Raw genomic sequence first — 22,766 nt, forward strand, 5'->3', positions numbered from 1 at the left:
TTGGCGCTCCCCCACCGAGGAGCACCAACCCGTCATCGCGTCAGACCGCCAGGGCGTCCGGTGCCTCGGCCTCCAGGAGCCGGCGTTCCAGGGTCGCCCGGGCTCGCGACACCCGGGAGCGGACGGTGCCGACGGGGCAGCCGGTGAAGCCGGCGGCCTCCTCGTAGGACAGGCCGACCACCTGGGTGAGGACGAAGGCCTCACGGCGTTCGTCGGGCAGTTCCTCCAGCAGGTCGAGCAGGACCACGCCGTCTTCGAAGCCCGGCAGGCCGCGCGGCTGCACGCGTTCGACGACCGCCTGCCAGTCGGGGGTGTCGGCGAGCCGCGGCCGGGCGGCGGCGTGCCGGAAACTGTCGGCCACCGCGCGACGGGCGATGGACAGCAGCCAGGTGCGGGCCGAGGCCCGGCCTTCGAAGCGGTGCAGGCTGCCGAAGGCCCGCGCGAAGGTGTCCTGGGTCAGGTCGTGGGCGTTCTGGGGATCGCCGCTGAGGTGGGCGACGTAGCGCAGTACGTCGTTGTGGAGCGCGCGGACGAAGTACTCGGCCGCGTGGCGGTCGCCGCTACGGGCGGCCAGCGCCCAGGCGGTCGCCGCCGCGTCCGTCGAGGCGCGTGTGGTCCGGGAAGCGGGCAGGACGGTAGCAGTCACGTGATGTCCTTCTCGGGTCGTCAGGACGTCCGGGGCCGGCCGCTGAGAGCGGCGGCGCACCCGGACTTGGGGTGCGGCCGTACGCGGTGGGTACGGCGATGCCCGGGGCCCGTCAGGAGGTGTCGGCGCACGGCGGCACATGGATGTGCCGGGGTGAGGCGCCGACAAGAAGGAGCTGCGCGCGAACGCGGCAGGATGTCACGCGAGAAGTGAGGCCCCGGTGGTTCCGGCTGTCTCAGGCGACAGCGGCACCCGTGGGCGGGGCCCGAGAGGTGAGCGAGCACCACAGGAGGAGGCGGCCCGGAGCAGGGACGTCGGTGGCGCGGCGCCTGCCCGCGAGCGGGCGTGGGAGCGGTGCGGGCCCGGCCAGCAGCATCCGCAGCGGTGCCACCAGCCGGGTGGCCGCGGCCCGCAGGACGCCGAACACCGCTCGCTCGCCGTACGCGAGCCAGAGCCCGCACAGGACTGCCGCCAGGAGGTGGGCGGCGAACATGCCGTACGTGGCGGCGCCGTTCATGCCTGCCATACCGTGCGCCTGTTGGGCACCGGTCATGGCGTGCGCCAGGGAGCCCATGTCCATCGGATCCATGTGCAGGGAGCCCATGTCCAACGGATCCATGTGCAGGGAGCCCATGTCCAACGGGTCCATGTGCAGGGAGCCCATGTGCATGAACCCCATGGGCGTGGAGCCCATATCCATGCCGCCCCTGCCCGTGCCACCCATACCCATCCCGCCCATGCCGGTCATGCCGGTCATGTCCGTCATGGAGCCCGGGGCGCGGACCGCGGTCGCTTGGCCGGGCACCGTCGCCGGTGTGAGCGTCTGCGCCAGCGAGAACGCCTCGTGGAGTACCGCCTGGGCCGCCGTCACAACCGCGACGATCAGCGTGCGTCCCCGTTCATGGCCGGCCAGCGACCAGCCTGCCGTGCCGGTTGCGGCCGCGCCGGCGGTCATGGCCCACCAGGGGACGGAGTTGCCCGACATGATCACGTGACCGAGGGCGGCGAGCAGCACGCAGACGGCGGCGAACACACCGGCCCGCAGCGCACGGCACCACCCTCGGACAGTCATAGCCCGCCCATCCTCGCACCCGGCGTCCGCTCGTCGTCAGGGGGTACGTGCGGGCACCCGCCCTCCGACTCACCAACCGGCCAGTGACGCAAGTCACACCGAACGCCCGGGAACTCAACGAACGGGCAGCACGACTACCGGAACGAGACACTTCCCGAACGCACCACCACCGCAAAGACCTTGACCCGCCGAAGTCAACAGGACGCGCCCCTCGGTGACGCTCAAACGCACCGGGCTGCCCGCCCTGCCCGTGCCGGTCCAGGCGGTGAGGCCCGCCGGCGCCGTACTGCTCGCGGCGACGGGAACGAGAGCGGCGAGCGCGCCGTCCTTCGGCCGCCGCCGGTCACCGAGGGTCGTGGTCGTCGACTTCACAGAACAGCCGCCTTCCCGGGTCGCGCCCCGCGCCCCCGGCCGCCGCCGGGCGTCGGTTGCGGTTGCCAGCCGCGCAGCCGCAGGCTGTTGGCCACCACCAGCACCGAACTCACCGACATCGCGGCGGCGGCGAGCATGGGGGTGAGCAGCCCCACCATGGCGAGCGGCACGGTGGCGACGTTGTAGCCGAAGGCCCACAGCAGGTTGACGCGGATGGTGCCGAGCGTGCGCCGGGCCAGCCCGACGGCGTCCACGAGTGCCTCGATGTCGCCGCGCACCAGGGTGAGGTCGGCCGCCCCGATGGCGACGTCCGTGCCGCTGCCCATGGCGATGCCCAGGTCGGCGCCGGCGAGCGCGGCGGCGTCGTTCACACCGTCGCCGACTACCGCGACTCGGCAGCCCTCCCCCCTCAGCCTCCGGACCAGGTCGGCTTTGTCCTCCGGGGTGCAGCGGGCGTGCACCTCGTCGATCCCGAGTGCCCGCGCCACCGCCCGCGCGGGAACCTCGCGGTCCCCGGTGGCGAGCACCGGGCGCAGGCCCAGTCGCCGCAGCCGCTCCACGGCACGGTAGCTGCCGGGCCGTACGAGGTCGCCGACGGCGATCAGCGCCACGGCACGGCCGTCCACCCGGACCACCACGGGCGTGTAAGCCTCGCCCTCAGCCGCCGCCAGAGCCTCGGCCAGCACGGGCGGCAACTCGCCGGCCGGTACGGCCACTTCGACCGTACGACCAGCCACGCGCCCGGTGACACCCCGCCCCGCGGTGGCGGTGAAGCCGGTCACGTCCGGCAGTGGCTTCTCGTCCACAGCGCGGCGCGCGTACGCCGTGACCGCCCGCCCGATCGGATGCTCGGAGCCCTGCTCCACCGCTCCGGCCAGGCGGACCAGTTCCTCCGGCGCCGGGCCGCCGGGCACGGTGGTCACCCGGGCGACGGTCATGTGACCGGAGGTCAGCGTGCCGGTCTTGTCCAGGACGACCGTGTCCACGTGCCGGAGCGCCTCCAGCGTCCGCGGACCGCTCACCAGCACACCCAGTTGCGCCCCGCGCCCGGTGGCGGCCATCAGGGCGGTCGGGGTGGCGAGCCCCAGCGCACACGGGCAGGCCACGACCAGGACGGCCACGCAGGCGGTGAGCGCCGCCTGCGGGTCGGTGCCGGCGCCGAGCCAGAACCCGAGGACGGTCACCGCGATCGTCAGCACGATGGGCACGAACACCCCGGCCGCCGCGTCGGCCAGCCGCTGCGCCCGCGCCTTGCCCGCCTGCGCCTCGGCGACCAGCCGGGTGATCCGTGCCAGCCGGGTGTCCGCGCCCACGGCCGTCGCCCGTACGAGAAGCAGGCCGCCGGCGTTGACGGCCCCGCCGACCAGCGCCGAGCCGGGGCCCACCTCGACGGGCTCGCTCTCGCCGGTGACCAGGGAGAGGTCCACGGCCGAACTGCCCTCCGTCACCCGCCCGTCGGTGGCGACCCGCTCCCCCGGGCGCACGACGAAGACCTGCCCCGCCCTCAACTGCTCCATGGGGACGGACCGCTCGCCGTATTCGTCGCGGACGGACACCTCCTTGGCCGCCAGATCCGCCAGCGCCCGCAGGGCCGCCCCGGTCCCCCGGCGCGCCCGCGCCTCCAGGTACCGTCCGGTCAGCACGAACAGCGGCACGCTCACCGCCGCTTCCAGATAGACGTGCGCCGCGCCGTCCGACGCGGACGGCAGCAGACTGAACGGCATCCGCATCCCCGGCTCGCCCGCTCCCCCGAGGAACAGCGCCCACGCCGACCAGGAGAACGACGCCACCACGCCGAGCGAGACCAGGGTGTCCATGGTGGCCGTGGAGTGGCGCAGCCCTCGTAGCGCGCGCTCGTGGAAGGGCCACGCGCTCCACACCGCCACCGGGGCGGCCAGCGCGAAACACAGCCACTGCCAGTCGCGGAACTGAAGGTCGGGCACCATCGACAGCACCAGCACGGGGACGGCGAGCAGCGCGGTGACGAGAAGCCGCTCACGCTCCTGCCGGGCGGCGGACTCGGTCCCGTCCGGGTCGGCGTCCGCCGTCCGCTCGTCCTTCTGGACGGGCGGCGCGGGCAGGGCGGCCCGGTAGCCGGACTGTTCGACCGCGGTGACGAGTTCCTCCGGCGCGACGGCGGCCGGGTGGCTGACCCGGGCCATCCCGGTGGCGAGGTTCACGGTGGCCGTGACGCCGTCCAGCTTGGCGAGCTTCTTCTCCACCCGCCGCACACAGGCCGCGCAGGTCATCCCGCCGACGGTGAGGTCCGTGACCACGAGGCCGGTCGCCGCTTCGTCCGCCGTCACCGGCCACTCCCACCCGTCATCCCCGGCACGTCCTGCATGCTCCCGCCCGTCATCCCCGGCACGTCCTGCATGCTCCCGTCCGTCCCGGGCATGTCCTCCATGCCGCCGCCGCTCCCGCCGATACAGCCGTCTCCGCCGCTTCCGCCGCTTCCGCTTCCGCTTCCGGCGCTCCCGGTCCCGCGCATGCCGGGCGCCACCGGACCCACGGCCGATCCGACGGCGTAGGACGCCGAGAACACGAGGGCGAGCAGCAGCAGGAAGCCACACAGCGCCAGGAGCGGCAGCCTGCGGGTGGTCGCACCGGCAGGGTGGGACGGTTGTCGGATCTCGGCCACGCCCGACCTTCCTGGTCGCATCGAACCGTCGTACGAAAAACTGCAGTTGAATCCGTATCGCTCCACTAGTCGGCTGGAAGGAATGCCGAGTTCCCGACCCCAGACGTGACATACGGCACATATGAGGCGCTTGTTCCCCCATCGTGCTCGGTACCGGAATCGACACCCCCGCTCCGGAACTTCCGGCTCCGTCCAACCGACTGTTGTGGTGACGGAAGGGACTGAACATCCGGCCCCGTACTTCCGTCGTCCACCCAAAGCCACACCGGTATCCAGGAGTTGCGCCATGGCACAGAAGCAGTACAACGTCACCGGCATGAGCTGCGAGCACTGCGCGGCGAGCATCAGGGGAGTGGTTTCCGGGGTCGCGGGGGTGAGCGAGGTCGTCGTCGACGTCGCCGCCAAGTCCGTCACCGTGCACGGAAATGAGCTCGACGACAGCCGGCTCCGCACCGCGATCGTCGAGGCCGGATACGGCATCGCCGACACGGTCGCCGCCTGAGGACACGCCCGCGCCCCGGGAAGGCCGGACAGGACACGTCAGCCGCTCTGTCCGGCCTTCTCCGTCAACCGCAGGCGTGAGCTTCGGCGCCGTGCACGCCCTCAGACTGCCAGGGCGGCGGACTCCGGGGCGGACTTCTCCGTCGCCTCGGCCTGTTCCAACAGGTCGATCAGGGCCGCTCGAGCCCGGGCCACCCGGGAGCGGACGGTGCCGATCGCGCAGTCGCTGACCTCGGCCGCCTCCTCGTAGTGCAGGCCGAGCAGTTGGGTGAGGACGAACGCCTCACGGCGCTCGTCGGGCAGTGCGGCCAGCAGGTCCAGCAGCGCGATGCCGTCGTCGAAGCCCGGCAGGTCGCATGGCTGGGCCAGCTCGATGGCCAGCTGCCAGTCCGGTACGTCGCTCAGGCGCGGGCGGGCGGCGGCGTACCGGTAGCTGTCGATCACCGCACGGCGGGCGATGGACAGCAGCCAGGTGCGGGCCGAGGAGCGCCCCTCGAACAGGTGCAGACTGCCGAGCGCCCGCAGAAACGTGTCCTGTGCCAGGTCGTCCACGGCCTGGGGATCGCCGCACAACTGGGCGACGTAGCACTGGACGTCCCGGTGGAGGGCGCCCACGAACCGCTCGACCGCGTCGGGGTCACCGCAGCGGGCGGCCAGCGCCCACGCGGTGATCGATTCGTCGAGCGCCGCCGTTTTGCCGTTCCTGGCACGCGTGGTGGGCAGGGCAGAGGTGATCACCTGGTGTCCTTCTCGGGTCGACCGTGATCCGGACCAGGGCGCGCGAAGGGCACGGGCGGTCCGGTGAGGTGGGGGGGACGGCCTACGGCACGATGGCAGCGCTGCGCCGGTGTGTGGTCGTACGGCCGTGGCCCGAGGCGCACGCCATGGGCGGCCCCGGGAAACCTGCTGTCCTCAGACGACAGCAGCCCGCGCCGGCGGCCCCCGAGAAGTGATCGCGTGGACGAGGAGAAGCAGATGCGGCGCCCGGTCAGCATGGGGCCGCCGCGGGTGGCCGGGCGGGTGGTGGGCGGCAGGGGGCAGGGCGAGCAGCAGTCGCAGCGGTGCGGTCAGCCATCCGGCCACGGCCCGCGTGATGCGGAAGGCGGCCTTCTCGCCGTACGCCAGCCACAGGCCACACAGCAGTGCCGCCACCAGGTGGGCCGCCAGCATGCCGGACGAAGGCGAGGTACCGGCCAGGGAGTGACTGACGGAGTCCATGTGATCCATGTGGGCCATACCCATGGAGGCCCCGCGCATCGAGCCCATGTCCATGGAACTCGCTTCACCCATGTTCATGAAGCCCGCGGAGTCGGATCCCACGGTCGCGGGCTGCGCGAAGGAGAACCCCTCGTGCAGCACCGCCTGGGCGGCGACCACAGCCGCGACGATCGACAAGAGTCCCCGCTCACGCCCCGTCAGGCACCAGCCCACAGCGCCGGTCACGGCCACCCCGGCTGCCAGCATGCACGCGGGCACCTCATCGCCGGACATCATCACGTGCCCCAGGGCGGCGAGCAGCACGCACACGACCGCGAACACCGCGGTCCGTAACGCGCGAGAACACCACCCTGCTGTCATGGCGCCACATCCTGACACCCGGACACCGGCCGGCCGGGCTGCCGCACGGGAACCCACAGGCGTTCCCACCCGATTCACAGCATGTGACCTGGATCACGGAAAGCGCCTGGAGCTCAAGGGACTCCGGGCCCGACTCCTAGAGGAGAGCCGCGCCGTACGCGGTCCGTCCCGTCGATGGACGTCCGCCGACGGCAACCGGGCGGTGCAGTTACCGGGTGCGAACGTCGAGCGACAACTCTGCGCGAGGGCTTGGCCAATGGCACAATCGCAATGCCCTCTACTGCCTCATCCAACGGCGCACGAAGCGATCTCGGTGAGTCGGTCAGCGATCTAGTACACGCTGGAGTCATGCATGACGGCAGACCCCTCCTCCGAAAGTCGTATCGACACGAGCAGGCCCCACCCGGCACGCGTCTACGACTGGCTGCTGGGCGGCAAGGACAACTACCCGGTAGATGAGGAGGTGGCGGCGAAGCTGCCACCGGAGGCGCGTCTCAACGCCATGCGCAACAGGGCGTTCATGCACCGCGCAGCGGCCTGGCTGGCCGGCAACGGCATCGACCAGTTCCTCGATATCGGTACGGGCATCCCGACCCAGCCGAACCTGCATCAGATCGTGCAGGGCGTCATGCCGTCGGCGCGGATCGCCTACGCCGACAACGACCCCATCGTGTTGCGGCACGCGGAGGCTCTGCTCATCAGCAGTCCCGAGGGGAGCACCGACTACATCGAGGCCGACGTACGGAAGCCGGGAACCATCCTCGACCACGCCCGTACGTTCCTGGACTTCACCCGGCCCGTCGCACTGTCGATGATCGCGCTGATGCACTTCATCACCGACGACGAAAACCCCTACGGCCTCACCCGGACGCTTCTCGACGCGCTGCCCTCGGGCAGCTATTTCATGTTCTCCCACGGCACCACGGATGAGCACCCGCACCTCGTCAAGTCGGTGACCACGACCTACCGCAAGGGCGAGATCCCCCTGCGCATGCGTACGCGGGCCGAGATCGAGCCGTTCTTCGAGGGCCTGGAACTGGTGGCTCCAGGGCTGGTCACAGCGACCAAGTGGTACCAGGATTCGCCGGCTCCCGCCGAGGAGCTGAGCGGCTTCTACGTCGGCGTAGCCCGCGTGCCGTAAAGATCTCGTCCCGCCCAAGGGCAGCGGGCGACCCACCACGGAAGGCTGGTGCGCCCCGACCGCGGACGCCACTCCCCGGCTCACTCAACGCCTTCCACAACCGGCTCCGCCCGTTGCGGCAGCGCGTTCCCGGCCCACCGACAAGGGGCAGGTCCATCAGCCGGTGCCACCCTTGCCGCCTGCGCCGCCATTGCCGCCGGTGCCGCAGCCGAGCCCCAAGCAGATCCCGCCGGTGCCGCCCGTGCCGCCACGGCCGCCGTCGCCGGTGCCCACCGCGGCTCCGCCGGTACCGCCCGTGCCGCCGTTGGCACTGCCGCTGCAGAGCCCGGCGCAGATCCCGCCCGCGCCACCGGTGCCGCCCTGACGCCCGGGCGCGCCAGCCGTGCCGGTGCCGCCGCCTGCGCTGCCGTTGCACAGTCCGGCGCAGATCCCGCCCTGGCTGCCCTGGCTCCCGTTGACGGTTCCGTTGCAGTTGCCCGCACACACCCGGTCGCCGATCCGCACACTGCCGTCGCCGGCCTTGACGGGCCCGAACCGGCCGCTGCCGAACAGGCTGCCGCCGCCCGGCCGGGCGCTGTCGGCGGGAAGCTGCCGGGCGACTGCCACGGCCGTACGGCTCTGCTGACTCTGCTGACTCTGCTGGCTCTGCTGACTCTGCTGACTCTGCTGACTCTGCTGGCTCTGCTGGCTCTGCTGACTCTGCTGACTCTGCTGGCTCTGCTGGCTCTGCGGCATCGGCGCCGCCGTCGCGCCCGGTGCCAGCGCGCCGGCCGCGACGCCGGCGGCCAGGGCGGCCGAGACCGTGAGACCGAGACGGACCCTCCAAGAACGCATACGCATGACATTCCTCTTTCCAAAGAATTGTTTCCCGTACTGCGGTTTCCGCTGCTTCTAATGAACCCGGTCATAGGTCTCGCCGTCACGGCGCGGAAGTTCGGGGCTTGACAGGAGCGCCCCGGCCCGTTCCGGGCCGGGGCGCGGGGGAAATTCGTCAGGCGCCGAGGAGGGAATTCAGACCCAGCAGTGCGACCCAGTCCCCGTCGCGGAACTGCTTGTCCCAGGTATCGAACTCCTTCTCGGAGATCTTGTACTTCTTGAGGACGTCGGACTTCTTCGCCTGCCCGGACTCCACAGTCAGCACGATCCGCGCCTTGTCCACGCCCGTGAGATCCGACTTGGCCTTGTCGGGCAGGTCCCCGAACGTGAAGCAGCCGGACCGGCCGGGTTTGCCGGGTTCGCCCGGCCGGCCGGGCGCACCGCCCTTGCCGCCTTCCCCGCCCTTGCCGCCTTCTCCGCCGTGGCTGCAGTGGGTGGGGTGGGCGGGGGCGGTCTGGTAGGTGCCTGTGGTGGCACCCGGTGCTGCGTGGGCGGCGACCGCGGTGCCGGTGGCGAGGGCCAGCGAGGCCACCGCCAGGACGAGCGGGCGCTGCCAGCGAGTTCTGGACATGGGGGGTCTCCGATTTTCCTTGATCGAGACGGTTCTGCAGAGTTGGGTTGCGCCGACTGCCCGGCTCCGTGCACTGGCCGACGGGGTGCGGGCGTGGGGGGGCCGGGGGTCGGGGGCGGAGGCCGCGCGGGTCTCCGCCCCCGACCGGGGCCGGACGGTCAGAAGATGCTGCCGCCGCCGGCGCCGCCCGCGCCGCCCAGGCCGCCGAAGAGGACGCCGAGCCCGCCCGCGCCGCCCTTGCCGCCGCTGCCGCCCTGGAAGACGCCGAAGCCTCCGTTGCCACCCTTGCCACCGTTGCCGCCCTGGAGGATGCCGGTGCCGCCGCCACCGCCGGAGCCCGCGCTCCCGCCGAACAGGCCGGTGCCGCCGTTGCCGCCCGCGCCTCCGTTGCCGCCGACGACCCCGTCGCCGCCGCCACCCCCGCCACCACCGCCGCCACCGGACAGAACGCCGTTGCCTCCGTTGCCGCCCTTGCCGCCGTCACCGCCGGCGCCCAGGACGCTGCCGCCGCCGGAGCCGCCGGAGCCCCCGCCACCGCCGATGAAGCCGCCGCCTCCGGCGCCTCCGTCACCGCCGGCGCCGCCGCCCTGGACGAAGCTCACGACATGCGCGGCGGGCATCGGTGCGGCCGTCGCGGCGGACGCGGGAAGGATGACGCCCCCGGTGATCACCGCAGCCGAGGCGGCGAATGCCGCGAGCCGGAAGCCCCGGCTCCTGGAGCGGACGCTGCTGCTGGTGTCACGGTGGTCGGAACGTACGTTGCCGTGGGTGCGAAAAATACGCGTCATGGGTTTTCTCCTGCCGATACGAGGGGCTCCTGCGTCTGCCCCGGAAATTCCGGACGACGTCCGGTGGATGGTGTCTGTCGCACCGCCACACCGGGCCAATTCGCGGTTTCAGTGAAAAAGGGAATCCCCTGTGAGGATTTCCGTCCCACTGTCCTGCCTCATCTGTGTTTCCGGATTTCCTTTCCGGTGAGGCCCGCACTTCAAGTAGGCCCCACGGACACCGAGCGGTCACGTTCCGAGGGATCGTGACTTGACCCGGCGGGATGTATCGGGTAAAGCGGGCAAAAGGGCACAGTAGGGAGGCGGTCCGGCGGCCTGCCCCCGCCGCGCTCGCGGAACTCATCGCGATGAGTTGTGCCATGAAGATCGCAGCATCGCGAGAGACCGGAGTACGGCGAGGCCGGGCGCCGTGTTCGCCGCCGGCCCGGGTCAGTCCGTGTGCCGCTGCGGTTCGGGCAGGGTTTCCTCGGTGAGAGCCGTGCGCGCGGCCCGCAGCAGTTCGTCGGAGACCGGGTTGCCCCGCGTGGCGCGGGCCAGGAAGAGGGCGCCGACCATGGTGCAGAGCTGGGCCATGCCGTCGTCGTCGCCGATGGCCACCTGGGCGGCACGGTTGCGTACTCCGTTGATGTAGACCTCCTGGGCACGGGCGGCCTGCTCGGGTTCGCGCCCCAGGTCGGCGGCGAACCCGGAGACGGGGCAGCCCTCCGCGGGGTGATCACGGTGCCAGACCGAGAGGTAGTCCTCGATCAGCCTCCGGCGGGCCGCCTCATGCTCCCCCGGCTGCTCCCCGGACGCCATGGCCGAGTGCGCCGACTGCTCGACGAAGGCGTGGGCGATGGCCTCGTCGACCAGGTCCTCCTTGGAGGCGAACTGCTTGTAGAAGCCGCCGTGGGTGAGCCCGGCGGCCTTCATCAGATCGGCGACGCTGACCGCGGTGCCTTTCTCGCGGAACATCCGGGAGGCGGTTGCCACGACCCGCTGCCGGTTCTCCTGTGCCTGCGCTCGGGACACGCGGCCCATGCGATCACCCTCCTCAGATAGATGCCACTTGCCATCTATCGTATCCCCAGTTTAGATTTCACTCGACATCTATTACGGGTGGGAGCCACCCCGGCAGGTCAAGCAGGACCTCTTGCCGGTCTCCCGCCGACCGCGGCCGGCGGGCTCCGCTCCGCGACCGCACAACCACCTCCCCGACAGCCCTGGAGATCCCTGTGGCATCACCGCCCTCCCCCACCGGTTCCCCGACGCCCGGAAAGTCCGCGCCCTCCGCGCCGCCTGACCTGCGCCGAACGGTTTCCGAGGCAGTGCACCGCCGGCGCTGGGCCATTCTGGCCGTACTCTCGTGCAGCCTCCTGGTGGTGATGCTGGACAACTCGATCCTCAACGTGGCGATGAAGACCATCGCCCAGCCCGCACCCACCGGACTCGGCTCCACGCAGGCCCAGCTGGAGTGGGCGGTCAACTCCTACACGCTGGTGTTCGCCGGACTGCTCTTCACCGCGGGCCTGCTCGGAGACCGGCTCGGCCGCAAGAAGGTGCTGCTCTTCGGCATGCTGGTGTTCGGCGCAGGGTCCGCACTGTCCGCGCTGTCGGACTCCTCCGGGCAACTCATCGCCTTCCGCGCCGTGATGGGCTTCGGCGGCGCCTTCATCCTGCCCGCCACCCTCGCGATCATCATGAACGTCTTCGAGCGTGACGAGCAGCCCAAGGCCATCGGCATCTGGACGGGCGTGGTCGGCTTCGCCATCGCCGCCGGCCCCATAGCCGGCGGCGCCCTGCTGGAGCACTTCTGGTGGGGCTCGGTCTTCCTGGTGAACGTGCCGATCGTGGTCGCCGCGATGGCCGCGATGGTGGCGATCGTCCCCGACTCCAGGGATCCCAGGCCCGGCCGCCTCGACCCGTTCGGGGTGCTGCTGTCGATCGTCGGTCTGGCACTGTTGGTCTACGGCATCATCAAGGGCGGCCAGCTGGGCGACTTCACCCGGCCCGAGTCCTGGGTGACGATCCTCGGCGGCCTGGCGGTCCTCGTCGCCTTCGTGGTGTACGAGGCCCGCAGCGACCATCCGGCCCTCGACGTCGCCTACTTCCGCAACCGTCGGTTCTCCGCGTCCGTCGCCGCCATCGGCCTGGTCTTCTTCGCTCTCATGGGCGTGACGTTCTTCAGCGTCTTCTACAACCAGAGCGTCCGGGGCTACAGCGTCCTGCAGTCCGGTCTGCTCGTGCTGCCGCTGGCCGCCTCCCAGATGTTCTTCGCCCCGCGGGCCCGGCTGGCCGTGGGCCGCTTCGGCGCCAGGGCCGTGTGTGCCACCGGGCTCGTCGTGACCGCGGTGGCCTTCGCGGGCTTCCTGCTGCTCGGCCAGGACACCCCTATCTGGGTGCTGGAGGTGCTGTTCTTCCTGATGGGTACGGGGATGGCCCATGTGATGCCGCCCGCCACAGTCATGATCATGTCGTCGCTGCCGCGGGAGAAGGCCGGCTCCGGATCGGCGGTCAACAACACGTTCCGGCAGATCGGCGGGGCCATGGGGGTCGCCGTGCTCGGATCGCTGCTGTCCACCACCTACCGCAACGGCATCGACAGCCACCTGACCGCACTGCCCGCCTCCGACCGGCACACCGCAGGTGAATCCATCCAGGCGACCCTGGCTGTCGCCGAGAAGCTGGGACCGGCCGGCCGGGCTCTGGTGCGGCCCGCGAACGACGCCTTCATCCACGCCATGCACCTCACCGCGACCGGGTCGGCGCTCGTCGCCCTGGCCGGTGCGGCCGTCGTGCTGGCCTTCCTGCCGGGCAAGGACCAGGACTCCGCCACGGCTGCCGACGGCGACAAACCCCGCGCCAGAGCGCAGTAGCCCGGCACCGGCCACGAACCGTCCCCGCCTGACACCCGGGAGCGGCCGCCGGCCGAGGATCCCCGCCGTGCCACGGCGGCACCGCCAGGCCGGGCAACGCCTGCACCGACCTCGCCGCCGCCGCCGGCACCCGGCACCCGGCACCCGGCACCCGGCACCCGGCACCCGGGCAGCGAACGACAGCACTGCTTCCGCTGACGCCCTGACCACACCCCACCTCAGATGTCCCCACACCTCCAAGGAGATCGACCCATGGCTGCAAACAACCTCGTCCTCATCCCCGGCGCCGGCGGCGTGGGCCGTACGGTCTTCGACCAACTGCGGGCCCAGGACGTCCCGGTGCGATTCATGGTCCGCCGCGACGACGAGCGGGCGGCTGAACTGCGGGCGCTCGGCGCGGAGGTCGTCATCGGCGACCTGACCCGGCCCGAGACGGTGGCGGCCGCACTGCACGGCGTGACCCGGATGTACTTCGCGATGCGGGTGTCCGCGGACCACCTGCTGGCCGCGACCGTGGTGGCCTCCGTCGCCCGCGCGTACGGGAAACTGGAAGCCCTTGTCGACCTGTCGCAGATGACGGTGTCGCAGATGACCGCCACCACCACCGAGGAATCGCACCAGCAGCGGCTGCACTGGCTGGCGGAGCAGGTCTTCGACTGGTCCGGCCTGCCCGTGGTCCACATCCGGCCGACGGCGTTCCTGGACACACCCCTGTTCACCACGCTGGCAGCCCGCTCGATCCAGGAGAACGGCACGATCGCGCTGCCGTTCGGCACCGGACGGACCTCACCCATCGCCGTCGACGACGTCGCCCGGGTCCTCGCCACCGTGCTCCGCGAGCCGACCCCGCACATCGGGCAGGTCTACGAGCTCACCGGGCCCCGCTCGGTCGACATGACGGAACTGGCCGCGGAGTTCTCCCGGGCACTGGGCCGGCCGGTGACCTACACGGACGTGCCCGCGCAGGCGTGGGAGGCACAGCTCCCGAAACTGGGAATGCCACCGCACCTCGAACAGCACGTCGCCACCATGGCCCGGCTGCACCGGGACAACCGTTACGACCGCACAGCCGACGGCGTCGAGCGCGTGACAGGCACCCCCGCCCAGTCCATCGAGGCGTTCGTCGCCGCCCGCAGAGACCTCTACCTGGGCCGAGCCGCGTCCAACAGCTGACTGCGTCCAACAGCTGACTGCGTCCGACGGCTGACTGCGTCCGACAGCTGAACCGCACCGAACGGCTTCCGCCCCGCCACCGGGGACGACGACGGACGGTACCGGATCCGGGACGGCACGGAACAGGTCATCACGGCCACCGCGTCGGCCCAGGAGGGGGAAAGGCACGGTCACGGCGCCAGCCTTCAGCCGGGTCCAGTACCCCGCCGTCACGCCGGACCCGGCGTACAGCAGGTACCGCGCGACGGGCGCGCCCATGACGCCAATGCCGGATCCCGGCCCGCGCGGGCGCGATCGCGTCGCCCTCAATCCCGCAGCACCGGTCGAGAGGACGGCTATCTTCGTCGCCCGGCCGGTGTCTGCGGACGGCGGCCGTCGTCCGCGCAGCTGTCGTCCGCGCAGCTGTCGTCTGCGCGGCCGGTGTCTGGCCGGTCGTCACATGCCCTCCGGAGACGGACCGTCGACCTGGGTACTCCCGGTCATGAGCGAGTCGATTTCCTTGAGGACGGCGTCGTCCAGTGTGCAGTCGGCCGCCGCGAGGCTGTCCTCGACATGATGAGCCCGTCGGCTGCCGACCACGGCCACGTGCCCGGCGGATCGCGGCCCTGGCATCGTCCTCGGCGAAGACACCCCAGTCTCCGCCCAACTGCCAGGTACCGAACGCGATATGGGAGACCTGCAGTCCGGTCGTTCCCAGTGCGGTGCTGCGCATGATTTCCCTCCGTGCGCGATAGATGGTTGGGGATGTGCGTCCGAGTAGTCCCGGCCCTACCGGCCGGCCAGGCCCGGAGCCCACTCGGCGGGTCAGCCTGCTCCAGCACCGGACACATGTCCCACGGGTAAGACAGCGAGCGGGGGGCGCCGCCGGCGCCGACGGGGAAGGGCAGGCACCCGCCCGCACCGGGAACCGATCGAGCCCACACCAAAGCCGGCTTGACGAAGTCAGCGGCCGAGGCCCGCATCACGGGCACCACCCTCGATGGCGTCAGGCTGTGGCGCAGCAGAGACAGCCGCGGCCGCAGGCCCGCGACCGCGGGCGGTCACGGCGACGGCGGCGAGCAGCGCGAGCACCACGACGGTGAACCAGGTCGTCGCACCGGCCAGGCTCATGGAGCGGCTGGCAACCCCGAGGCCGACGGGCAGCAGGGCCAGGCCGAGGTAGGAGGCGAGGAACAGGCCGGCGAGAGCTTCGCCGCGCCCGCCCGGGTCGGCCGTACCGGCCACATGTCCGATGGCGGACTTGAACAGCACCCCCGCTCCCGCCCCGGAAATGATCCCCGCAAGCAGGAACACAGGCAGGCTGGCAAAGTGCACACCGAACGCCAGGACCGCCATGCCCACGGCCTGAGCGAGCAGCCCGGCATACCAGCGTGTACGGACACCGAGGCGGACGGTACCCGCCTGAGCCGCCGCAGCAGCCGCGAACACCGCGAAGACGACCAGCCCGGCGAGCGCCCGTGACGGATGGTGCAGGATCCCGCCGACAAAAGCGGGGACCACGGAGGTGAACAGACCGAACACGGCCATGGACGTGAACCCGGCTACACCAGCCACAAAATATCCAGGCACTCCATGAGTAGCCCCGACCCGCTGGGGCCGGTACACGGGCCTGACGGCCGGCCGACGGACCGTCTCGGGCGTCAGCGCGACAGCCACCGCGCCCATCAGCAGCACAACAGCGAACACCGCATACGGCACCCGCAGCGGCGCACCCAGATACTGGGCGATGACACCCGAGAGGAGAGTGCCGAAGCCCAGTCCGCCGATATTGGCGACGGTCGACACCACCTCGAACCTGCGGGCCGAAGAACCAGGCCGGTGGGCGCCGTGCAGTTCCTGCAGATACGCGGTGGCGGTCGCCGTCAGCATGCCGACACCCAGCCCGGTGACCAGCCGGGCCACGATCAGCACCGGCAGCGACGGCACGGCCAGGAACAACACGGCAGCAACCAGTTCCAGCGCGAGCGCCCACATCATGACCCTTTTGCGGCCCAGCCAGTCCGAGACATGCCCGGCAAGCAGCAGGCTCGCCAGCACACCCAGGGCATAGACCGCGAACACAACCGTGACCGTGAACGTGGAGAACCCGTCGTGCTCCTGGTAAAGCGGATACAGCGGAGTAGGGACGGTGGAGAAACCCATGGCCGTCACAAACACCGCCGCAACCGTCCAGAAGCCGACACCGTACCGGCCGGCAGCAAACGGCTTCCCACCTGCCCGGTCCGTCTGAACAGAGGCACGGCCCGCACGCAGACCCATGGCCGACACAAGCACCATCGGAATCCCTCCGATCCCCGTCGTTGGCTTCCGCGGGCGGCCGGACCACACAGCCCTTGAATCCACCGCCTGTAATAACCAACGAACGACCCGGGCCACTGTTTCCCGTCCACCCGAGATCATCAAAGATGACGGTTATCTGCATGAGAGATAAAAAAGCAAACGACCGTGAATTCTCGCCGGCCGGAGACCGCCGACGCGATCGCCGAAAAGGACGCGATCAGCTGCAGGGCCCGCAGGAGCCTCGGTGCCCGGCCGGCGAGCAGGTCGATCACGGCTGCAGGATCCTCACTCAGGTCAAGTACCCGCCGCCGCCCTCATCCTCGCGCGGAGCGCTGAAAACCCTCAGTGACTTCCGGGCTCCAGGCCCCATACCGGGAAGCGGTACTTGTCCTGGCTGTAACTGCGATCGCCCGACACCATCTCCGGGTCAGAGGCATGTCCGCGCCAAAGACGGTGTGCTGGAGCGCCGTCGCGCTGTGATACTGCTCCGATGATCAACGTTCCCACAGCCGCGCTGGACTCGTTGCAGGGGCTCGCCTTCGGTGACGCCTTCGGTGACCGCTGGTTCGGCGTCCTGCGCCGGGACGGTTGGGCAGCCCTGGAGGAGCGGACGCTGCCCCCGGAACCGCTGTGGCGGTGGAGTGACGACACCGTCCAGGCGCTCGTACTCGTCCGCGAACTCGCCGAAGGGGGCGGCACCGTGGACCAGGACCGTCTCGCCCTGGGCCTCGCGACGGCCTACGCCGAGGACACCCACCGCGGGTACGGAGCCTCCATGCATGACGTGCTCCGCCGGATCGGCGCGGGCGAGCCCTGGCGGGAGGTGGTCGCCGGACAGTTCGGCGGCCAGGGCTCCTGGGGCAACGGCGCGGCCATGCGCGCCGCCCCGCTCGGCGCCTGGCACGCCGCCGACCTCGACGTCGTCGCCGAACAGGCCGCCTCCCAGGGAGCGGTCTCTCACCACCACCCGGAGGCGATCACCGCGGCGGTGGCGGTCGCCCTCGCCGCAGCGCTGGCGACCCGCAGCCGGGGCGGGTCTGCCCCCGCTCGCCCGGCCTTTCTTCAGGCTGTCGCCGAACGACTCCCCGACAGCGACGTCCGGTCGGGAGTGCGGATCGCGGCCCGGATGCCGGAGCACACCTCGGTCCGGCACGCCGCGGAGGTCCTGGGCTCCGGTTACAGGATGTCCGGGCCGGACACCGTCCCGTACGCCCTGTGGTGCGCGGCGGGGCACCTCGACGACCTGCAGGAGGGTCTGTGGCTCACGGTCGCCGGGCGCGGTGACATCGACACCACCTGTGCCATCGCGGGCGGGGTGATCGCCGCTCGCACGGGCGTCGCCGCCCTCCCCCCTGCCTGGCACGCAGCTCGTGAACCGCTGCCACCAATCATGTCGCGGCAAGAACCTCTCCCCGGATGAGTTCCGGAGTCTCCAGCAGCACAGTGCGCAGCCGAGGGTGAAGAGAAGCGTTCATTCTTCAACCTCAGCTGCGCACGGGCCGTCGGCACCGGATATCGCCGGGGTGCGGGCCCAGGTGGCCCGGAGCGACCAAGCAGTCGTGGTCGTTGCGGATTGTGCGGCCTGGGACCGTCAGCCGGGGGTAAGGCAGCCTAAGAGGGCCGTCCGCTGCCGAGCGGGCAGGTGGTCGCCCAGAGGGGTTTTGCGGGGACTCTGCTCGCCTTCGCAGATCCAGCTTCGTTCGTCCTCGTCGAACCACCAGTCCGCGGCGCCCCACATGGGGTGCCCTTGGAGCAGACGCCTGGCCAACGCCTCGCTCTCCTCGGGCGCACCGTGAGCGACGAGCGCCCGACCCACGGCCGTCACGGCCTCGTCGGGAACTGCGGTGTCGCCGAGAACCGGCAGAAGGAGAAGAAGCCGGGAGTGAGGGTCGGTGACGCCCGTGGCGCCCGGCGGTGCCTTCAGCAGTGCGGCGAGCTCGGGCCAGCACAGCCCGGGACCGATGCGGTCCTGATCGTCGCTGGCCAGGACGAGATCCTGCCTCCAGTCCGGATGCGTCAGGAAGTAGTCCGTGGTCGTGAACCCCTCGCCACTGTTGTAGTGCACGACGATCACGAAGCCGCTGGCCAAAGGCACCGTGAACACCGGCCACGCCGACGCGTCATGGAGCCGCTCCAGCATGGCGTCGGCGTCGCCCGCGTCGGAGCCGAAATCCTCAGGCCTGGATCCCTGGGACAAGTCTGCCAAGTGCGCCGGCCAGAACCCCGGCTCTTGCAGAAGCGGATGCCCGTCCACGACGGGCGACGAGGAGTACCAGTGCCGTGCCATCACCATGCCGGGATTCTCCCAAGCCCGGTTGGCTTGTACGTCAACCTTTCCGATCTTGGTGTTCAGCCATGGTGCGTTCACCCCTCCAGGCATGCCGACGTGCCTTCGATGACGGGCAGTTCGCCGTCATGGTCGAGCCAGCAGGTGCGGTGTGTGAGCCGTGCATGGAGCCGGTCTCAGCTCTGGGCTGTGGCGGTGCCCTAGCGAGTGGTCTCGGTCGTCGCGACGTGCGCGACCAACCCCACGACCACGGCCCGCAGTTGGTCGGCGGTCACCGCGGTGGCGTCGCCCTCGGGACTGAGGCGGAGCGCGTCCAGCCCCCCCTCCCCGGTCCAGTACGTGCGCTCGGATTCCAGGGCGGCCACGGAGGAGTACAGCCCGGAGAACACCGGAATCAGCTGTCCGTCACAGGCTCAGCGTGGGGAGTTCCTCGTCGGTGCGGGGCTCGCGGTTTTCGATCAGCCAGAACAGGTAGCCGCGCAGGTAGTCCTCCAGGCCGTCGTCCAAGTACGCGGCGTACTGGTGGAGGGCTTCCCTCTCGTTCTGGTGACCGTCGAGCTCCTCGGCTATCCAGGCGCGGACCGACTCGCGCCGGGCCCACCACTGTCTCACCGCTTCGGGAGTCCACTGTTGGTCGCCGTCCCAGGCGTAGCCGCCCAGCGGCTCGTCGGCGGCGATTTGCACCAGCCCCGCCACCTCGCGGGGATTGGCGGGCTGGCGGTACACGAACTCGTAGCGCTCGTCGCTGGAGAGCACGTGGTCGGGGAGGTAGTACGGGCCGTTCAGGCCGTCGTCGGTCACGCCCGCGTAGAATGGACCGGGCACGTTGAGCCAGCTGCGGTCCTCCCAACGCCCGTCGCCCATCGAGTTGGTGAGCTCGCGGGCGCTGGGCAACGGATCCCAGTACCGCAGTTCCTGCCAGCGCCCTTCGGTCGGATAGGCCATCAGCCGCCGCCGCAAACGTGCCGCCGAGAGCGCGAGTTCTCGATCCCAGGCCTGTTCCATCGCGTCCCCCTCCCACCGGGTGAGATCACCCCGGAGCCTACGGGACTCCCTCCAGATGCCCTCCTCCGTGAGTGGAACACTGAGCGTCTTCGGCGTTGCCGTTCCAGGGTGAGGACGGGGATGCGCGCAGGTACACCAGGCCGATCAGCGCACGCTGGTGCGGCGGGAATTTGCAGCGGCGGTCACCCTCAGGACCACGTCATGGCCCGACCGCGAGAAGGAGGCCCATGCCTTCCCGGAGACGACAGTCGCCATGAACGCCGCTGCGAGACACGACGTCGCCCCTGAGCGATCAGCCAGTCCCTGAAGCAGTCGAATCCGTCGTCTGAGCATCCGCCGTTGATGACGCAGGCAGCGGCCCACAGAGGGCGTTCCTGTGCCGACACACTTCGGATCTAGCGCCGCTAGACAAGAGAGCGTTAGCAGAGCTAGCGTTGCCTCATCATCTAGCAGCGCTAGATCCAGGGAGGGTCATCATGCTCAACGCACTCGAGGTCTTCACCACCGTGGCCGTCGGCCTGATGGTGGGGGTGGAGTTCTCCGTCGCCTTCGTCATCAACCGGATCCTCGACGCCCTCCCCGAGGACAGTGGCCAACTCGGCCGCGCCCACGGGGGCCGGATGCTCGGCGCCCTGATGCCGTTCTGGTACATCGGCTCGCTCGTCCTCGTCGCGGTCTGGGCCATCGCCGGATGGCACCATGCCGGCGCCGGCCTTGTCCTCACCGCCGGCGCGTTGCTGATCCTCAGCGTGATCATGTCGCTCCTGCTGCTCGTCCCGATCAACAACCGGGGCAAGACGTGGACCCCCGAGAACCGGCCCGAGGACTGGAAGGAGCAGATGAACCGCTGGGACCGCTTCCACTACGTCCGCGTCGCCGTCATCATCGCCGCCTTCGCCCTGCTGGTCGCCGCCCTCGCCTGAGTCCGCGAGACGACACCGCGCTGGTGACGCGCAATCCCCACTCCCCGGGCGGCAGCGGGCCACCGCAATCCCGACATCGGGAATGCAGCTCAGCTGCCGCCGAGAGCCCACAACTGCGTGACAGGCAAGCCATGCCACTCGGTGAACCGCGCGGCTCTCGGTTCCGGTTCGGGTGAGGTCTTTGATCGAGGTAACCACTGAGGCACGCAGGGGAAGCGCGGCAAGCGTCCCATCAGGCAGGCCGTTCGGGGATCCCCGGAAGAACCTTCTCAGCGATGCCGAGCAGAACGCTGTCGTCCGGGAGGGCTCCGGACGTGCTCCACACCGTAATCTCGCAGTAGCCGCCGCGGTCCTTACGGTCCAGGGCCACGGACAGCGTCCTGGCCAGGGGACCTTGTTCGACCGGTCCGCCGGATCCGCCGCTCCCGAGATCGATCTCGAACTTCATGGTGTGATCCGAGGAGTAGACCGCGGGTCGGCCGAGAACCGTAAGTGTCTTGATGTCCCGCTCATCCCCGAACTTCATGAGCTTCACGTACTGGTCGGTCGACAGCTCGTTGTAGGTGGCCGAGACATTCACGGTGTACGTGTCGAACGTGACCTCGGCCTCCGGTTGGGCGACCTTCCCATCAGTCAGAGGAGCCGTGGCGCTGGTGCCGGAAGCGGCGGTCGCGATCTCTCCAGGCGTTCCCAGGAGGGCGGCCAGGTCCGGCTGGTTGAGCGCCTTGCACAGCTCTTCACCCGTCACAGGCTGAGGCGTCTGCTTGTAGGCCTTCGGCAGTTCCTCGTGTTCCCCGCCCGAACACGAAGCGGGCCGCGGAGTGCTCTCGCCGGACGGCATCACGCGCGGAACCACCCACAGCGCGGCACCCAATGCCCCGAACACAGCCACGGCCGCCACGGCCTGGCCCCACGCATTGTGCTCCTTCTCCTGAATGCCCGGGCCAGGACGCGGCCCAGTTACGGCTTGAGCCTGGGGGACGGCACCGACCGCCGCCCAGTCAGCGGAAGTTGCCTGACTCGACTTCCGGCGTGCCTGCAGGGCCCGGACCACTGCGAAGACGCGTAGTGCGGTGAACACGAGGAACACCACACCGAGACCGGCCGCGACCCCATCGTGATCACGGACAGCGAGATACATGATGCGTACGCCGAGAACGGACCCGATCGTGATGAGCAAGGGCTCACGGACCCAGAACGGCAGAAGACGGAGGAGGAAACCGAGCACCCAGCGATCTCACCAGAACGAATCCAGACACGCCGTGGTGGAAGCCACAATTCCGGGCACGTCAGAGTTCGTAACACGATCTTGGTCGTGTCGTCGAGGCATCGCGTTCGCCGGATCGACACTGGGCCGCTCTGGCGAGCTGTCAAGCTACGGATTGGTCCTGGAGGGCGTCGCTCTCTGGCGGCCTGATGGTCTCTTGGCGATGCGGCTCGGGCTTCCGATACGTTCTGTGGCATGAGTGGCAGCTTCGACGTGGCCCACGCTCTGGATGGCGGGATTTCCGATCGGGAGCGGGCCTGGCAATTCATCCGCACCTTTGCTGCCGCTTGAGGCGATGCGCCGGCCGAGGACGACGACACGCCCAGGGCGGAGCCGGCGCAGGCGGAGGCGATGGTCGGCCGCTCCCTGCCGACTGCGCTCCACGAGTTCTATACGCTCGCGGGTGGCCGGCCCGACATGGCCGCCAACCAGGACCCGATGCTGCCTCCTCACGAGGTGTTCGTGCATGACGAGTGCAGGCCCGGGTCCAGTCCAGGGCGTCGGCCGCGTGCAACTCGGCGAGATGCACGCCGTGCAGCGTCTCGAAGACGCCGGCCTCGTGCCACCGACCTGGCCGACGCCAGCACGTCCGTCCGGAGCCGAACCCCAGCTCCAGCGGCAGCGGCAGCAGTTGCCGACTGACGTCGTTGTAGAGCACGTACAGGATGCCCTGCAGGCACCGCCGGTCATCCACCGGCCTCGGGCCGGGAGGCTTCCGCGGCCACGGCGGCAGCAACGGCTCGATCAGCTCCCACAGTTCATCCTCCACGATCCACGGCCGATTCCCCAC

24 protein-coding genes and 1 pseudogene are annotated in these 22,766 nt (G+C 70.4%); 6 read left to right on the forward strand and 19 right to left on the reverse strand.

The window, feature by feature from the left end; translation table 11 throughout:
- Positions 1–40 precede the first annotated feature (40 nt).
- The 4 genes from ACWDGI_RS20835 to ACWDGI_RS20850 form a co-directional block, all read right to left on the reverse strand.
- The gene (locus ACWDGI_RS20835; RefSeq protein ID WP_450761014.1) at positions 41–646 is read right to left on the reverse strand and encodes a sigma-70 family RNA polymerase sigma factor; all 606 of its coding nucleotides are present in this window, start codon (positions 644–646) and stop codon (positions 41–43) included.
- Between the two features lie 235 nt (positions 647–881).
- Positions 882–1,718 carry a hypothetical protein gene (locus tag ACWDGI_RS20840; protein WP_450761016.1) on the reverse strand — a complete coding sequence of 279 codons (837 nt, stop codon included), beginning with the start codon at positions 1,716–1,718 and terminating at the stop codon, positions 882–884.
- 368 nt (positions 1,719–2,086) lie between these two features.
- The gene (locus ACWDGI_RS20845; protein WP_450761018.1) at positions 2,087–4,396 is read right to left on the reverse strand and encodes a heavy metal translocating P-type ATPase; all 2,310 of its coding nucleotides are present in this window, start codon (positions 4,394–4,396) and stop codon (positions 2,087–2,089) included.
- Positions 4,393–4,731 carry a hypothetical protein gene (locus tag ACWDGI_RS20850; RefSeq protein WP_450761020.1) on the reverse strand — a complete coding sequence of 113 codons (339 nt, stop codon included), beginning with the start codon at positions 4,729–4,731 and terminating at the stop codon, positions 4,393–4,395. Before ACWDGI_RS20850 ends, ACWDGI_RS20845 begins: the two co-directional genes overlap by 4 nt.
- Positions 4,732–5,017: 286 nt before the next feature.
- Here ACWDGI_RS20850 and ACWDGI_RS20855 point away from each other — a divergent pair, with 286 nt between their 5' ends.
- Positions 5,018–5,233 (forward strand): heavy-metal-associated domain-containing protein, encoded by a 216-nt coding sequence (locus ACWDGI_RS20855; protein ID WP_450761022.1) that lies wholly within the window; start codon positions 5,018–5,020, stop codon positions 5,231–5,233.
- Positions 5,234–5,334: 101 nt separating this feature from the next.
- Here the strand turns inward: ACWDGI_RS20855 and ACWDGI_RS20860 are convergent, their stop codons facing one another.
- Positions 5,335–5,970 (reverse strand): sigma-70 family RNA polymerase sigma factor, encoded by a 636-nt coding sequence (locus tag ACWDGI_RS20860; RefSeq protein ID WP_450761024.1) that lies wholly within the window; start codon positions 5,968–5,970, stop codon positions 5,335–5,337.
- A 174-nt stretch (positions 5,971–6,144) separates the two neighbouring features.
- Positions 6,145–6,810, reverse strand: a complete 666-nt coding sequence (locus ACWDGI_RS20865; protein WP_450761026.1) for a hypothetical protein — start codon at positions 6,808–6,810, stop codon at positions 6,145–6,147.
- 352 nt (positions 6,811–7,162) lie between these two features.
- On the opposite strand from ACWDGI_RS20865, the gene ACWDGI_RS20870 reads away from it, so the two are divergent.
- On the forward strand, positions 7,163–7,951 hold the full coding sequence (locus tag ACWDGI_RS20870; protein WP_450761028.1) for an SAM-dependent methyltransferase: 789 nt from the start codon (positions 7,163–7,165) through the stop codon (positions 7,949–7,951).
- 156 nt (positions 7,952–8,107) lie between these two features.
- Here ACWDGI_RS20870 and ACWDGI_RS20875 read toward each other — a convergent pair whose 3' ends face one another.
- The 4 genes from ACWDGI_RS20875 to ACWDGI_RS20890 form a co-directional block, all read right to left on the reverse strand.
- Positions 8,108–8,791 (reverse strand): hypothetical protein, encoded by a 684-nt coding sequence (locus ACWDGI_RS20875; protein ID WP_450761030.1) that lies wholly within the window; start codon positions 8,789–8,791, stop codon positions 8,108–8,110.
- Between the two features lie 151 nt (positions 8,792–8,942).
- On the reverse strand, positions 8,943–9,398 hold the full coding sequence (locus ACWDGI_RS20880) for a DUF1153 domain-containing protein (protein ID WP_450761032.1): 456 nt from the start codon (positions 9,396–9,398) through the stop codon (positions 8,943–8,945).
- Positions 9,399–9,556: 158 nt separating this feature from the next.
- Entirely contained in the window at positions 9,557–10,186 is a 630-nt protein-coding gene (locus ACWDGI_RS20885; RefSeq protein WP_450761034.1) for a hypothetical protein, read from the reverse strand.
- Positions 10,187–10,615: 429 nt separating this feature from the next.
- Positions 10,616–11,206: a TetR/AcrR family transcriptional regulator gene (locus tag ACWDGI_RS20890; protein WP_450761036.1), complete on the reverse strand. Its 591-nt coding sequence runs from the start codon at positions 11,204–11,206 to the stop codon at positions 10,616–10,618.
- Positions 11,207–11,400: 194 nt separating this feature from the next.
- On the opposite strand from ACWDGI_RS20890, the gene ACWDGI_RS20895 reads away from it, so the two are divergent.
- Together ACWDGI_RS20895 and ACWDGI_RS20900 are read left to right on the forward strand one after the other, a co-directional pair.
- Positions 11,401–13,041 carry an MFS transporter gene (locus ACWDGI_RS20895; protein WP_450761037.1) on the forward strand — a complete coding sequence of 547 codons (1,641 nt, stop codon included), beginning with the start codon at positions 11,401–11,403 and terminating at the stop codon, positions 13,039–13,041.
- 252 nt (positions 13,042–13,293) lie between these two features.
- Complete coding sequence (locus tag ACWDGI_RS20900; RefSeq protein ID WP_450761039.1) at positions 13,294–14,214, forward strand: NmrA family NAD(P)-binding protein; 921 nt, start codon at positions 13,294–13,296, stop codon at positions 14,212–14,214.
- Between the two features lie 435 nt (positions 14,215–14,649).
- Here the strand turns inward: ACWDGI_RS20900 and ACWDGI_RS20905 are convergent, their stop codons facing one another.
- From ACWDGI_RS20905 to ACWDGI_RS20915, 3 genes are all read right to left on the reverse strand, one after another.
- On the reverse strand, positions 14,650–14,826 hold the full coding sequence (locus ACWDGI_RS20905; RefSeq protein WP_450761041.1) for a hypothetical protein: 177 nt from the start codon (positions 14,824–14,826) through the stop codon (positions 14,650–14,652).
- Positions 14,827–15,156: 330 nt separating this feature from the next.
- The gene (locus ACWDGI_RS20910) at positions 15,157–16,491 is read right to left on the reverse strand and encodes an MFS transporter (RefSeq protein WP_450761043.1); all 1,335 of its coding nucleotides are present in this window, start codon (positions 16,489–16,491) and stop codon (positions 15,157–15,159) included.
- 122 nt (positions 16,492–16,613) lie between these two features.
- Positions 16,614–16,766, reverse strand: coding sequence for a hypothetical protein (locus ACWDGI_RS20915; protein ID WP_450761045.1), 153 nt, complete (start codon positions 16,764–16,766; stop codon positions 16,614–16,616).
- Between the two features lie 218 nt (positions 16,767–16,984).
- On the opposite strand from ACWDGI_RS20915, the gene ACWDGI_RS20920 reads away from it, so the two are divergent.
- Positions 16,985–17,914 carry an ADP-ribosylglycohydrolase family protein gene (locus ACWDGI_RS20920; RefSeq protein WP_450761047.1) on the forward strand — a complete coding sequence of 310 codons (930 nt, stop codon included), beginning with the start codon at positions 16,985–16,987 and terminating at the stop codon, positions 17,912–17,914.
- Positions 17,915–18,085: 171 nt separating this feature from the next.
- On the opposite strand, the gene ACWDGI_RS20925 is transcribed toward ACWDGI_RS20920, so the two are convergent.
- The 4 genes and pseudogenes from ACWDGI_RS20925 to ACWDGI_RS20940 form a co-directional block, all read right to left on the reverse strand.
- Positions 18,086–18,787 (reverse strand): hypothetical protein, encoded by a 702-nt coding sequence (locus tag ACWDGI_RS20925; RefSeq protein WP_450761049.1) that lies wholly within the window; start codon positions 18,785–18,787, stop codon positions 18,086–18,088.
- 194 nt (positions 18,788–18,981) lie between these two features.
- Positions 18,982–19,170, reverse strand: coding sequence for a hypothetical protein (locus ACWDGI_RS20930; RefSeq protein ID WP_450761051.1), 189 nt, complete (start codon positions 19,168–19,170; stop codon positions 18,982–18,984).
- Between the two features lie 16 nt (positions 19,171–19,186).
- Positions 19,187–19,726, reverse strand: a complete 540-nt coding sequence (locus ACWDGI_RS20935; protein WP_450761053.1) for a ferredoxin — start codon at positions 19,724–19,726, stop codon at positions 19,187–19,189.
- A gap of 338 nt (positions 19,727–20,064) precedes the next feature.
- Positions 20,065–20,157, reverse strand: a pseudogene (locus ACWDGI_RS20940) (DUF4240 domain-containing protein); the annotation flags it as partial.
- Positions 20,158–20,262: 105 nt separating this feature from the next.
- Here ACWDGI_RS20940 and ACWDGI_RS20945 point away from each other — a divergent pair.
- Positions 20,263–20,709 (forward strand): anthrone oxygenase family protein, encoded by a 447-nt coding sequence (locus tag ACWDGI_RS20945; RefSeq protein WP_450761055.1) that lies wholly within the window; start codon positions 20,263–20,265, stop codon positions 20,707–20,709.
- Between the two features lie 232 nt (positions 20,710–20,941).
- Here ACWDGI_RS20945 and ACWDGI_RS20950 read toward each other — a convergent pair whose 3' ends face one another.
- Together ACWDGI_RS20950 and ACWDGI_RS20955 are read right to left on the reverse strand one after the other, a co-directional pair.
- Positions 20,942–21,937, reverse strand: coding sequence for a DUF6215 domain-containing protein (locus ACWDGI_RS20950; RefSeq protein ID WP_450761057.1), 996 nt, complete (start codon positions 21,935–21,937; stop codon positions 20,942–20,944).
- A 304-nt stretch (positions 21,938–22,241) separates the two neighbouring features.
- Entirely contained in the window at positions 22,242–22,766 is a 525-nt protein-coding gene (locus ACWDGI_RS20955) for a transposase (protein ID WP_450761059.1), read from the reverse strand.

It is taken from the genome of Streptomyces sp. NPDC001220 (assembly GCF_053597895.1).